Origin of the sequence: Bacteroides sp. L008, from assembly GCF_040812255.1 — a bacterium.
GTDB classification, from domain to species: domain Bacteria; phylum Bacteroidota; class Bacteroidia; order Bacteroidales; family Bacteroidaceae; genus Bacteroides; species Bacteroides vicugnae.
In genome coordinates this window covers 4,138,268-4,153,506 of sequence record NZ_JBFNXO010000001.1, presented here as the reverse complement: position 1 = coordinate 4,153,506, position 15,239 = coordinate 4,138,268, and the positions used below count along the sequence as shown (strand labels likewise).

Sequence of the window (15,239 nt, the reverse complement as noted above, 5' to 3'; positions counted from 1 at the left end):
TTTATTTCCCACTATATTTACTCGGCTGCATCCCGAATTGTTTCTTGAATAATGAACTGAAATATTTCGTGTTGACGAATCCGGTTTCGGTGGCGACGTCGGTTACACTTTTACCTTCCTTCAGCAGTTCGGCAGCCTTCTGAAGTCGGATGATACGGATAAACTCCTGTGGTCCTTTTCCCGTCAGTGATTTAAGACGACTGTAGAACAGTGTCCGGCTCATTGCCATTTCATGACATAAGAGGTTGATGTTGAAATCGGGTTCATCTAAATGATCAAGAACAAACTGTGTAGCTTGCATGATGAACCGGTGGTCGCCCTCGGCCATTGTTTCGTTTGCTGTCGTAACGCTTTTGTTGTCGATGCTTTCGTGGCTTTCGTTGTCGTCCCGTTTGCTACCCGCCTCTACTTGAGCGATGGCCTGTCGCATGAAGAACTGCCGTTGTCTGTTTCGATTGTCAATCAGTCCTTGCACTTTTAGTTTCAGTATTTCGGTACTGAATGGCTTGGGGATGTAATCATCCGCGCCTTTCTTCAATCCTTCCACTATTGCTTCATGGTTAGCCTTTGCTGTCAGCAGAACGACGGGAATACCCGATGTGTCGGGATTCTCTTTGACCAGTTTGCAAAGTTCGTCCCCCCGTATGCCGGGCATCATGACGTCCGAGAGGATGATATCCGGATATTCATTGGCGAGGCAGGCGATAGCTTCGTCTCCGTTGGCGACATCAATCACCCGATAGAGGTGTTCAAAGGTCTGGCGGAGATAGTGACGGAGAGTCTCGTGGTCTTCTACAATGAGCAATGTATTCCGGTCGTCCGGATCTTTCATCTTGTCCGTTTCGTGGCTGTTTTTATCCGATGTGTCGGTAAAGTGTTCGAGGGATGATTCGTGTGATACGGATTCGGCTACGGTGGTAGTTCGCGGCAATGTTACGGTGAAAGTAGTTCCCTTGCCCTCCTCGGAACAGAAAGTGATTTTGCCATGTAGCATCTTTACAATGCGCTGCACCTGCAACAGTCCGAATCCGGTTCCTTCTTCCTGTGACTGCCGGGCATTTTCGGCTCTGTAAATATCGGAAAAGATATGCTTTTTCGCTTTCTTGGGTATACCTATTCCGTTATCTTTCAACGAAAGGATGGCTTTGCGTTTCGTTGCTTTCAGATCCAGGCTGATTGCTCCTTGGGGCATTGTGTATTTGCAAGCATTAGACAGAAGATTGTCGAGTAACATCTCTATCAGATGTTTATCTGCCGAAATGAAAATGGATTCGTCGGGTTGGGTCAGATTCAGTGTCAACTGCTTCTTCTCGCAAAAAGACCGGAAGACGGAGACTTCTTTCAGCAAAACTTCATTCAGACAAAGCGGAGTTGATAAAAAGGATTGCTTGTGGGCGTCTACCTTTTCAAATTCGAGCAACTGTGTGATGAGTGAATGGAGCTTGCGGGTACTTTCATGGGCCAGATTCAGGTAATAACGGGCTTTGTCCGAAAGATCTTGTTCCCGGTTCAAATCCTCCAGCGGTGCCATGATAAGCGTCACCGGCGTGCGAATGTCGTGCGCTGTGTCGATGAAGAAACGTATTTTGTCTTCGTCGTATTTCTTCTGGAGTTGGTTGCTCTTATACCGCAGAATGAAATAGAAAACGAAGCCTATTATAAATAGGTAAATAGTCCAAGCCCACCACGAGTTCCACCATGGCTGACTCACGTGTACTTCTAAGGTGTTTTCGGAGATAGTCTTTCCGTCGCTGCGCCGCAGACTGCGCACCTTAAAAAGATAAGTGCCCGGCGATACTTTGGTGTAAGATGCTTTCCCCTCGGCAGACGGTTTGCTCCAATCATTGTCATACCCCTCTAAAATATGCTGATAGACAATATCGCGCTGGAAACGATAGTTGATAGATTCAAAAGAAATAGTAAACGAGTTGTATTTATAACCGAGCTGTACGGCATGGTCGGCAAGCATATCATGAATGGCGGGTTTCAACGATTCTTCTTCCTTGGCGTTTTGATAATCCACTGTCAGTCCCGTGAAACGCAGGAGCGTCCAGTAGTCAACGGTTGAAATGTCGAGTGGCATGATAAAGACAGCACCGTCCGTGCTACCATACACAAACTCACCATTCATTAACCGGGCAAACGAAGACTTGTTATATTCCTTGTCTATATTGCCCGCATAGTTGAGGTTCGACACGCGCAGGCTGTCTATCAAGGCAATTCCTTTTCCGGTGCTGACCCACAAGCGTTTCTTGTCGTCTCGCTGCAAACTATATATATCGTTGGACGGCAATCCTTCTTGAACAGTGAAAGTTTTTACCGTTCGGTTTTTCATGTCATACAGATTCAGTCCTCCCCCTTCGGTTCCCAACCACACTGTTCCGTCGTCATTGAATAGCATAGAGATGATATAAGCACTGACATTCTGATTGTGAAATTCTTGGGAATTGGCATAGTGCTGTATATTTCCTGTGTGCTTGTTCACTAGGAAGAAACCGTTGACGGTAGCCACCGCTACCTGGTTTCGGTCGATAGGTTCAATGGACTGTACCCAATTCACGTCGAAGGAACGTCTGTTGCCTTTTTCTTTTTCAAACATGATCAGGCATCCGTCCAGACCTCCTATCCATAAGTCCCCCTCCATGTCTTGTTTGACGGAAAAAATATAATTGGTAGTCAATTGCCCTTGTTGTTTGGTGAGATGACGTAGCACGCGTCCGTTGTTATCCAATAGATATACCCCGTCTCCGTATGTTCCTACCCATACGTTTCCATTTCCGGATGTGCAAAGAGAAATGGTTACAATTTCTTTCAGCACGTGTTTCCAGGTACCTGACAGGGTGTTTCGGATGCTGATTCCATTATCGGTAGCGAACCATTGGTTGCCATCCGGGTTTTCTTCGATATCATTCACGTTATTGCTGATGAGGGAATGGGGATTTCCTTTTTCGTGCGCTAATATCGAAATGGGATGTTTCAGCAGGATAGCTACAGATACGCCTCCCGTATAACTACCTATCCAGATGTTGCCCTGATCGTCTCTGGTTACGGCATATATGCCGTTTCCCCGCAGGTAAGTATCTGTGTCATCTTTGGTATTCATCAGTAAACGGGCTTTCTTGGTGGCTTTATCTATCGCATACACACCGCCACCATCCACGCCTATGAGTATGGTATGCTCATCGTAGTCTGTAATTGCCCGTATCGGATGAAGGAATGTACTCCCTTGTCCCTCCAGTGCAAGCACTTTGGAAGTGTTGAGGTTCATCACAGACAAACCGCTGCCAAATGTGCCTATCCAGAGTTCTTTTTTCGGTTTGTCGCAGAACAATGTCTGTACATTCCATCCTTCCAGCAGTTGGCGTTTTTTATCCGGCAGGGCGTGTGAAAGTTGCCAGACTCCGTTAGAAGTACCCACATAGAGCGATTCGTCGGCAAATGCGATGTCGTTGACATATTGTCCTTTGAGCACGGCAACTATACGGTTGTCCGCTTCCTGCTTGTATAGTCCTTTATCCGATCCCATCCACCAGGTTCCGTCATCATCCAAACAAAGTTTGTTCAAGATGACTTCTTCCTGAATCAATAGCCCCAGATGTAGGACTTGCTCAAAATGATCGTGAATGGTGGAGTATCGGTAGATTCGTCCGGTGTGGTCGTAGGCAAACAGTCCTTGTCGTGCGTCGTACAATAAGTAAAGCCTGCGTCCGGCAAGATCGCCATAATAGAAATTTCCCGGTAGATCATAGTTCTTTACTGCATGACCGTTGTATCTGTCTATTCCGGTTTTTGTAGCAATCCATATGGCACCGTCTCCATCCTCGACAATCGAAAAAACACGTTGACTACTAAGACCTTCCGCATAGCCTACATGCCTGACATCGAACATCCGGCTGGTCAGTTCGGCTTTGACAGCCATACTTATCATTAGTAGTATGGTGATAACAAGATTAAAACGAACCATATTCTTTTAATTGTTGATATCACAAAGATAAAGTTTCTTTAGAAAATCCCAACAAAATAGGGACGTGAAATTAAAAGGAATATTCAGTAAATATTCCTATGTAAAGTCAATCAGAAAATCGACGAGATTAATATTCCCGGGAATGGCAAGCTTCTTTCTTATTCGATAACGTGCTGTTTCTACCCCACGAATAGTAAGGTTGGTGAACTGGGCAATATCTTTAGTCGATAGATTTAACCGTAGTAGTGCACAAAATCTCAAATCACTGGCAGTAAGGCTGGGGTACTGTTTGCGTAGATTACGGAAGAAGTTCTTATGGATCATATCGAAATTCTTGTGGTAAATATCCCAGAATTCCTCTTCATTCAGGTTTCCATTAATCTGCTTCAATATAGTGTCTATATCATGCTGATTGATAATTCCCTTATGTTCTTGCTCTGACATAACTTCTTTCAGACTTTCAACCGCTTTGCGTTGAACTACGGCATCGAGAGCCAGACTAGCTAATTCTTTGCTTTTAACCTGCAATTCAGCTTCAAGTAATTGTTCGCGTTGTTGCGCAATGATATGTTCCTGTTCCAACATCTTGATGTCCTGTTTCATTTTTTCTTTCTCAAACTCCCTATTACGTTTTCTTAGCATTTTGGCGGCATGCCAGCGAGAGTAGAAGTATACTATTACACTTGCGAGAAGCACATATATTATCCAAGCATATATGGACAGATAAAATGGGCGTGGTTTATTGAAATAATATTCTACGGAACTAAGTACTTTGCCATCGACATTTTTTACTGAAGCCGTAAAATGATAATCTCCATACCCTAAGCTACCAAATGTGACCACCGGATCGGCTGATTCTGACATCAGATCTAAGCTACTTCCCGTGAGATGATAACAAAAACGGAACGGTTCGCAATTGAAATTAGGATAAGACAAATGGAAAGTTATATCACCCCATATTTTTTCGTTGTCCTTCTTTTGGGCAGATACAGGCATTAAATGCAATTGATAATTCTGCGACAAGGAAGTCACTTCTCTAATGAGTAAAGAATGCTTTTGTAATAAAGTATCTTTTTTCAGATTCATATCCAAACGCCCTATACCATTGTTGAGGCAGAAATAAGTAATGTTGTTGTTTACATATACATTATTATTGTTTTCATTGCATTCAAGTCCGAAAAAAGAGGAAGGTATGAAGCGTTCCATCCTGAAGTTGTCATTATCATATCTTATCAGGGTGTATCCGCGATAGTCGGTGAGCCAATAGAGGTTATCATCTACCGGTATAGCCATATTAATCCCGTTTTTGAGAATAGAGTTAAGTTGTACGAAAGGTATGATACGCTGGTTAATATCATCATAAGTATACGTTCTTTTGCTGTCCGACAATACCACTCTTCCACGTATCTTCATAACATGCATCAGGCTTGCATTATTTTCTTCGTCTGACAATGATTTGATATAAGTATACTTCTCCACCTTTTTTAAATCCCTTGAAAGCTCTATCTTGTAGATACCGAGGCTCATATGTGCCGCCCAGATATTACCGCTATAATCCACTTCGAACTGACGTACCGGATTCCAGAAACCGTCAATCGAATTAGAGAAACTCCATTTGCCATTATGCTTGCGATAGACTCGGAGGTTATAATAGGAAGATTCAAGGAGCACTTCTTGTCCGTTAATGATGCATTTACGCAGGCACGTGCTACTGGTTTCTGTTTCCGGAATGTTACTCGCTGCAGTTCCTGTTATGATTTTAGTACCGAAGTTGTTTCCCAACAAGATTTGTGAATCAAATGTGCTGATATGCCAGTTTTGTCCTTCTGTGCCTTGAATAGGAACAACAGTTTTGTTTATGAAAGAATATAACCAGGCAGACTGGTTAGTAGCAATATATAAGTTATTGTTAAAGACATTGACTCCGTATACCATTCCGAATGACTGTGAGTCGCGGTCGGGTATTAAAATGGAATAAGGCGAGCCGGTATGAATTAATGCTACACCAATATCAAGTGCAGCCCATACATTATTATCCCGATCGCAGAAAAGTCGTAATACGGAATTGTTATATAAACGATTTTCCATATCATAATGCCACTTCTCTTTACCTTCTTTATCAATGGCATAGATACCGTTACGGATTGTTCCAAGTACAATTGTCGAATCTGACGGGATCATTGTGGCACGATTCATCTGCTGGCTTTTTAATTCTTGGTCGATGGCTGTAGGACGGGGGGAGAGGGTTGTTCCGTCGTAGTCGAAGAGCCCGTTCCACTCGGTGCATAGAATCATTTTGCCTCCTGACGTAGGAATGAGTGCAACTACGGAATCATCTTTCAATGCTTTACGTTCAATCAGTAGTTTATATTCATCATTTTCAAGGAGATAAAAATTACCGTTAACCATCTGTACGTAAATTCGTTCATGTGCTTTGTGAAAATACAGTGGCAGGTGTTTGGAATCATAGTGTGCAGTAACTTTATTGCCGTCATATTTAAACCATGAACTGAATGATTGGAAATAAATACATTCCCCTATTTTGAGTATATTCCATATTTCATCGTTGTGTGTCTTGATATTTTCGAGCTGGTTCCATAAGGAAGTGTATTCAAGTATACCAAGGGAGTTGCGGCTGAAATAACCGAAGTCTTCGTATGTTCCCACATAAATACGGTCGCCATCAATGAGTATAGATCTAACAAGTTGATTACCGGGCATCTGATATTTACTCCATGTATAACCGTCAAAACATAACAATCCAGTGTTATTTCCAATATACATCTCTCCATTTTTTCCTTGAGCTAAAGCCCAATTCTGTAATCCCGCTTGGTAATCTTTGGCAGTATAGTTGGTAACAATAGGCATGAATGTAGATGCGTGACTTATTGCCGGGAATAAACATCCTTCTGTGAGAATTATAAATAGATATATGAAACCGGTGTACTTCATTGGATTGTTTCTCTCTGTGTTTATAATAAAAATATTTTCAAATATAATACCAAATTATTAATAAATCCCAATTCAGCGAAAAAACATGCTGAAATAAGTGTCTGGAAGCGATAAACGTACTAAAAACGTAGTGTTATACAGCATAAAAGTAGTAGCGTAGTATGTGTTATTTTGCAAGAATTTTAAAAAGTCCATTTCTTTGTCGCATCGATTTTTTAGTAACCTTATTATCAATTAATACGTAAAAAAATGAAGAGAAAGATTACTTTTCTTGTAGTTGTAGTGTTGTGTTTACAGACACTATTTGCTCAAAACAAAACAATCAGAGGTACTATTGTTGATTCCTTTAGTGAACCGATCATTGGTGCGTCTGCTCATGTCAAAGGTACCTATATCGGTACGATTTCGGATCTTAATGGTAACTATACTTTGGAAAACATTCCCGAAGATGCTATTATTACCTTCTCTTATATAGGAATGATACCTCAAGAAATTGCTGTAAAAGGGAAGAATGTAATCAATGTTCAATTAAAAGATGATGTTCAGAAGCTGGAAGAAGTGGTCGTGATCGGTTACGGTTCAGCCAAAGCTAAGGACTTAACTTCTCCCATTACGGTAGTTAAGGGAGAAGCGTTACTTTCTACTCCTGCCTCTTCACCTATGGCTGCCATGCAAGGGAAAGTGGCCGGAGTAAACGTAACCAATAGCGGTACTCCGGGAGAAGGGCCGAAGGTAGCTATTCGTGGTAAAGGGTCATTTTCCAACAGTTCGCCTCTTTATGTAGTGGATGGTATGTTCTATGATGATATCAATTTCCTCAATAGTAATGACATTCAAGATATGTCTGTGTTGAAGGATGCTTCGGCAGCTGCCATTTATGGTGTGCGTGCTGCTAATGGTGTTGTTATTATCACTACCAAAAAAGGCCAACGTAATCAGAAAGCTAAAATTACCTATAACGGATATATAGGTGTACAGAAAGCTACAAACGTTTTAGAAATGGCTAACTCTCAAGAGTATTCTACTATGCTGCTCGAAGCTAATTATGATGCATATGTATCTACCATGAAGGCTTCTATTGATAAGTTCGGCGGTGACTATTCCGATCCGGATTTTCATAACTGGAAATTCGACTCAGATACAGACTGGTATAAGGAGTTGCTACGGAGTGCGCTTATCACTAACCACAGTTTGGGAATTAGTGGTGGAACAGAGAAAAGCACTTATTCCGTGGGTATGAGCTATTTATATCAAGATGGTGTAATGGATGTAGAGAATAACTATAAACGTCTCAATTTCCGTGCAGCACTCGATTATGAAGCAACCAACTGGCTGAAAGTAGGTTTTAATGGTGTATTTAGTAACTCTACCCAGGTCTTGCCGCAAAATAAAGCTTGGCAGCAGGCGTTTAATGCTCCGGGCATTTATCCGGTTTATGATTCGGCAAATGACAATACTTTCCCCGACAAGTATGCATCACCTGATGCAGTTGGTTTCACTGCTAACTTCTACAATCCTGTGGCAACAGCCAACTATTATGACTCACAAAATGAGAACTATCAGGTATTGACTAACTTCTATGCACAGTTCCAACTCTTGCCGGAGAAGTTAAATTTCAGAACAAGTTATAGTTATGATTATTCAGCCATTCGTGGTCGTGAATATATAGCTCCCTACTATGTAAGTAGCTGGCAGCAACAGGCCGTTTCAGAATTGACAAAGAAAGATACGAACTATTACAATTATATTTGGGATAATATATTGACTTATAATAATCAGTGGGGAAAACATAACTTTGGAGCCATGCTGGGTTACTCTATGCGACAACAACAGTATAGATATATGTGGGGAAAAGCTAATAATGTACCGGAAGGAAAAGACGAATGGCTTTATTTGAGTCAGGGAAATGCTGAAGGTGTAACTCTTGGAGATGATGGTTACTGCTATCGCGGTCAGTCTTATTTCACCCGTTTAAGTTATGACTATGCAGGGAAATATCTGTTGACATTCACTATGCGTGCGGATGGTTCTTCCAAATATCAGGAACATTGGGGATATTTCCCATCCGTTGGTGCTGCATGGGTTATCAGTGAAGAAGATTTCATGAAAGATCAAAAGTTCTTCGATTACCTGAAACTGCGTGCCAGCTGGGGACGTTTGGGTAATGACCACGTAGCTGCAAGTGACGGTTTTGCTTCAATTACCACAGGTAATTCTGCATCCGGTGTATTTGGAAACTCTACTTTCCCAGGCTATCAAAATACAACTTATTTCAGTTATTTGAAGTGGGAGCTGGTAGATGAAACAAACGTCGGTTTGAACTTCTCTACTTTTAAAAATCGTTTGAATGTAGATTTGGACTATTTTTATCGCTTGACAAAAAGAGCTGTTATATCTCCGCGTTTACCGTTCAGCAATGACGTACTTGCCGGAAACTATGGTAAGATTCTGAATTCGGGTTTTGATTTATCACTTAACTGGAATGATAATATCGGAAGAGACTTCAAATATAATTTGGGAGTGAACCTTTCATATTTGAAGAATAAGGTAAAAGACCTTGGAGGATTGAACTCTATCAAGGGAGGAAAGACCATTAATATGGTAGGCAAAGAAATGAATTCATACTATGGATATAAGGTCGTAGGAATTTATCAGACTCCGGAAGAATGTGCGGAAGATCCGATTGCTGTAGCCAACAATCTTGTACCAGGTGACTTCAAGTATGAAGATGTAAACGGTGATAACGTGATTGATGGTGATGACCGCCAAGTGCTTGGCTCTTACATACCTAATTTTACATACGGCATTAATCTTGGTTTGAACTGGAAGAATCTGGATTTTGAATTAACTACGTATGGTCAAACAGGCGGACAGATATACAACCGTAAACGTGCTTTGCGTTATGCACAGTCTAATTATAACTTTGATAAAGCACAGTATGAGAATCGTTGGACCGGACCGGGTTCTACTAACTCGCATCCGTCTGCAGCAGCATTGGTAAAAGGCTGGAATGTATCTGACCAAAGAGTGAACTCTTATTTTGTAGAAAGTGCGGATTTCTTCCGTATTCAGAACATAACTCTCGGTTATAGTTTGCGTAATATCAAGATGGGAAATTATACATTGCCGGGTATCCGTTTCTCACTGACGGCAGATCGTCCATTCACGACATTTAAGGCGAATTCATTCACTCCGGAGTTGAGCGATGCTGAAGGATGGGACACAGAAGTTTATCCTTTGACATCTACTTATAGCTTTGGAATCCAGATTGATTTCTAAGCCGGAATGGAAAAATTAATTATTAATTTTAATCTAACAAAAGAACAAGAAAATGAGAATACTAAAGAATATCTTAATATATGCGTTGCCAGCATTAATGTTATGCAATACATCATGTGATTATCTTGATAAAGAGCCCGAAAATAAGGTTCCGGAAGAGAATGTAGACTTTACTCAGATAGAGAATATGTATCAAGCGGTTTCCGGAGTATATGCAAAAGTTAGAACAGGCGGTATGCACTGGGTGATATGGCCATTGTCTGTAGTACGTGATGATGATGTTTGGTCCGGGCGTATAGACGACCAGGCAACCCTTGTTGATATGGGTAACTACAACTATGATAGTTCTTTCTGGGGACTCAACGAGATGTGGAATCAGTACTATGGTATCATAAAAGTGGCCAATGCTGCTCTTGAATCGCTGGATTCCTATGCCGAAAATATCACGTCGGACGATGATATGACCAATTACCGCTCTTATTGTGGTGAGGTGAAGTTCCTTCGTGCTTATGCTTATTACCGGCTTGTACAGGCTTTTGGGCCAGTGACTATTTTACGTAGTAATACTCAAACCGATATGACCCGTTCAACGATCAATGCTGTCTATAAATATGCTCTTGAAGATTTACAATATACGATGGACCATACTCCGAGATTACGTCCGAACGAAATGGCTCATTATGGTGCTGTCACTGCTTTCTCGGCAGAAATGCTTGCAGCAAAGATGCATCTGAATATGGGAAATTATGGGGAAGTTGAGACACTGACAGATGATATTATCGGTAGTAAGAAATTTAAGCTTTATGATGATTACTATAATTTATTCAAGATTCCGGGTAAGGTTTGTGATGAATCGTTATTCGAATGTCAGTGTACTGACTTTGGTCTTGGTTCAGGTGATATGGTAGATGCTGATAACTGGTTTGTATTCCAGGGACCGGCGAACGACGGAAATATTTCAGGCTGGGGATTTATCGGTATATATAAAGATCTCCGTGATTGGGCAGCGGCTCGTGGTGAGACTATCCGTGCTACGACTTCGTTCCTGTTGGCTGGTACAACTACTCCAAGCGGTGACGTGATTCGTGAATTGCAGAACTCTACTCAAACAGATTGCTGGAATGGAAAAGCTTATACTCCGACAGATCAGCTGACACCTGGCCGTACCAAATATGGTTCAAATAATAATGTCCGCATATTCCGTTATGCAGAGGTGTTGTTGATGAATGCAGAGGCCAAAGTACGTTTAGGCAAAGATGGAGATGTACCGTTGAATCTTGTGCGTGACCGTGCCAATATGTCCGCGATTAATGATGCGACAGTAGATCAAATCCTTGATGAACGCCGTATGGAACTTGTTTGTGAGTGGGGAGAACGTTACAATGACTTGATTCGTACAGGTAAGGCTGCTTCTGTACTTGGTTCCAAAGGATGGAGTGCTGATAAAACCTATTATCCGCTTCCTTTCGATCAGGTATCCAATATCCCAAGTCTGACTAATGAACCGATTGACGAGTAATCATGTCTAAATAAAATCTATAAATGACAGGAATAGTAAAAAAGATATTACTAAGTTCTGGGATCGCGTTCTCTGCTTTGGCAGGGAACGCTCTACCGCCGGATGATTCTATAAAAGTAGTCAAAGGACAGGTAAGCGATTATTATATCCCGGTAGTAAATCAATATGAAATAACCGGAACGGTTGTAGATGAACAGGGTAATCCGCTTGAAGGGGCTACCGTTATGTTTTTCTCGAGTCCGGTTCATTGTAACACAGACGTGGAAGGCCGTTATACGTTGAAGGCTACTGATAACGATGTACATCTTTATGTTTATTATCCGGGAAAATCTTTTGCTGATGTAAAACGTGCTGTTGCCGATCGGCAAGTGAAAATCGTTATGCGACCGGAGAAACATAAATCAGTGCAGCGCCAGCCTGCTCAAGCTACAAGGTGGTATGACCCTGTGCATCCTGTCACTCGTACCTATTGCAATCCTATGAATATTAGTTATAACTATGAACCTTATAACAACAATGTTCAGTTTGGCGGATCATTCAGATCTTCTGCCGATCCGATGGGGTTAACTTATAAAGATGAGTATTTCCTGTTTTCAACGAACCAGGGAGGTTTCCATTATTCGAAAAATCTAAGCGACTGGGAATTTGCTCCGGCTTCTTTCCAACGTCGTCCTACAGATGACGATATGTGTGCTCCGGCAGCGTTTGTAAGCGGAGATACACTGTTCTATACCGGTTCTACTTATGAGGGATTGCCTGTGTGGTATAGCACGTCTCCCAAATCCGGGCGTTTCAAGCGTGCTATCGAACGTAATACGTTACCTTCATGGGACCCTTGCCTGTTTTTGGATGATGACGGTAAACTTTATCTTTATTACGGTTCCAGTAATGAATATCCTCTTAAAGGTGTAGAGATCAGTCGTGATGATTTCCGTCCGGTTAGTAAGATCTACGATATCATGATGCTTCGTCCGGAAGAGCATGGCTGGGAGCGATTTGGCATGAATAATGATGACGAAGTGACGTTACGTCCGTTTACCGAAGGGGCTTATATGACGAAGCATGATGGAAAATATTATTTCCAGTACGGTGCTCCGGGTACGGAATTCAAAGTGTATGCTGACGGGGTATATGTCAGTGATTCGCCATTGGGGCCGTTCACTTACCAGCAGCATAATCCGATGAGTTATAAACCCGGTGGATTTGTGCAGGGAGTAGGACACAGTGGTACTTTTCAGGACCTGAAGGGAAATTACTGGCATGTAGGTACTTGTATGTTGTCTCTCAAATATAAGTTTGAAAGGCGTATCGGATTATATCCTACGGCATTCGATCCGGATGGAGTAATGTATTCTACCACAGCATTCGGCGACTACCCATACTGGAATGCTGACTACGATATTAAAAATCCGTCTGACCGGTTCACCGGCTGGATGCTTCTTTCCTATGAGAAACCGGTAAAAGTATCCAGTACCGACAGTATCTACTCCGCTTCCAATCTTACCGATGAAAATATGCGTACGTATTGGGCTGCTAAAACCGGAGAACCGGGTGAGTGGGTAGAAATTGACCTTGGTGGTATGAAACATATAAAGGCAATTCAACTCAATTATTATGACCATAAAAGTGTGCAGCATAATCGTGCAAACGATTTGTATTATCAATATCGTATTTACTCCAGTGATAACGGAACAGACTGGACACTGGTGGTAGATAAAAGCGATAATGATAAAGATGTACCTCATGACTACATCGAATTGAGCGAGACTTTGGATGCCCGTTATCTGAAACTGGAAAACATTCATGTCCCATCAGGCAATTTCTGTCTCTCGGAATTTCGGATATTTGGTTTTGCTGATGGGGAGAAACCGCTTCCGGTACGAAATTTCAAAGTAGTACGTGACAAACAGGATAAGCGCAATGCGATGATTTCATGGAGTCCTTCATCCGGTGCCTACGGTTATAATATCTACTATGGCATTGCTCCTGAAAAGTTATACAACTGTATAACCGTGAACGGTGCGGATCATTATGACTTCCGGGGACTGGACCTTGGTACGACTTATTACTTTGCCATTGAAGCTTTGAATGAATCGGGACGGTCGGCGTTGTCGAAAGTCGTGAAACAATAATTATTAATCAGAAGAAATACTTTATAAGATGATGGAATGGACAAGAACCGGCATATTTATTACCCTACTCGTAGTGATATGCGCATGTACACAAAAGAACAAGACAGTGATTGATGCGGAGCCTGATCGCCCCGTGGCATTTGCGAACGACAACGAACTGCTCGACTATATTCAAAAAACACACTTCAACTATATGTGGGAAGGTGCGGAAAAGACTTCCGGACTGGCCTGTGAACGCATACACCTTGATAATATCTATCCGCAGCAAGATCAGGATGTGATTACAATCGGAGGTAGTGGATTTGGAGTTGCCGGCTTGTTAGTAGCTATCGAACGGAACTTTATCGACCGGGAAGAAGGTATAGCTCGTTTGACGAAGATTGTAGACTATCTGGCAAAAGCCGACCGATTTCATGGAGTATGGCCGCACTGGCTGAATGGTCCTACGGGCAAAGTGAAACCATTCGGAACAAAAGATGACGGTGGCGACCTGGTGGAAAGTAGTTTCCTTATGCAAAGCCTGTTGTGTGTGCGACAATACGTGAAAGACGGCAACGAAAAAGAAAAAGCATTGGCCTCTAAAATAGATGAACTATGGCACGGAATGGAATTCGACTGGTACCGGAACGGCGGACAAAATGTATTATATTGGCATTGGTCTCCTAACTATGGCTGGGAAATGAACTTCCCGCTTGAAGGTTATAATGAATGTCTGATTACCTATATCCTTGCCGCCTCATCTCCTACACATTCTGTTCCGGCAGAATGTTATCATGAAGGATGGGCGCGTAGCGGTGGCATCAAAAGTGCCTCTAAACCTTACGGTTACCCGCTCGAACTGAAACATAATGGAGCAGAAGAAAAAGGTGGTCCTTTATTCTGGGCACACTACTCTTACATCGGTCTTGACCCGCGTAATTTGACCGATCAATATGCCAACTACTGGAACGTGGTACGCAATCATGCGATGAGTGATTATCAATATTGTGTCACTAATCCGAAGGGATACAAAGGATACGGGCCTGATTGTTGGGGACTTACAGCGAGTTATTCAATAAATGGTTATTCAGCACACATGCCGGACAATGATCTTGGTGTGATTACTCCTACTGCCGCTTTATCCTCTTTCCCCTACACACCGGAGGAATCGATGGCTGCCTTGAAAGGTTTCTATAAACAAGGATCGTGGATCTGGGGTAAATATGGATTTTACGATGCATTCTCACCGAACGAGAAGTGGACTGTTCCGCATTATCTTGCCATCGATCAGTGTACGATTGCGCCAATGATAGAGAACTACCGTACAGGATTGCTTTGGCGGTTATTCATGAGTTGTCCGGAAATCCAGCAAGGACTGAAGAAGCTGGGCTTCACTTCTACAGCAACCGACTAA

At 42.2% G+C, this 15,239-nt stretch carries 6 protein-coding genes; 4 read left to right on the top strand and 2 right to left on the bottom strand.

Annotation, left to right across the window (positions count from 1 at the left end; translation table 11 throughout):
• Position 1 precedes the first annotated feature (1 nt).
• On the bottom strand, positions 2-3,964 hold the full coding sequence (locus AB3G73_RS16400) for a two-component regulator propeller domain-containing protein (protein ID WP_367745234.1): 3,963 nt from the start codon (positions 3,962-3,964) through the stop codon (positions 2-4).
• Positions 3,965-4,060: 96 nt separating this feature from the next.
• On the bottom strand, positions 4,061-6,832 hold the full coding sequence (locus AB3G73_RS16395) for a hypothetical protein (RefSeq protein ID WP_367745233.1): 2,772 nt from the start codon (positions 6,830-6,832) through the stop codon (positions 4,061-4,063).
• A 333-nt stretch (positions 6,833-7,165) separates the two neighbouring features.
• Between AB3G73_RS16395 and AB3G73_RS16390 the strand changes: the two genes are divergently transcribed.
• The 4 genes from AB3G73_RS16390 to AB3G73_RS16375 are packed head-to-tail and all read left to right on the top strand — an operon-like array spanning position 7,166 to position 15,239.
• Positions 7,166-10,195, top strand: coding sequence for a TonB-dependent receptor (locus tag AB3G73_RS16390; RefSeq protein WP_320980855.1), 3,030 nt, complete (start codon positions 7,166-7,168; stop codon positions 10,193-10,195).
• 52 nt (positions 10,196-10,247) lie between these two features.
• Entirely contained in the window at positions 10,248-11,714 is a 1,467-nt protein-coding gene (locus AB3G73_RS16385; protein ID WP_321019498.1) for a RagB/SusD family nutrient uptake outer membrane protein, read from the top strand.
• A gap of 23 nt (positions 11,715-11,737) precedes the next feature.
• A complete protein-coding gene (locus tag AB3G73_RS16380; protein ID WP_234133206.1) occupies positions 11,738-13,846 on the top strand; it encodes a family 43 glycosylhydrolase in 2,109 nt (702 codons plus the stop codon).
• Positions 13,847-13,874: 28 nt separating this feature from the next.
• On the top strand, positions 13,875-15,239 hold the full coding sequence (locus AB3G73_RS16375) for a glucoamylase family protein (RefSeq protein ID WP_234133204.1): 1,365 nt from the start codon (positions 13,875-13,877) through the stop codon (positions 15,237-15,239).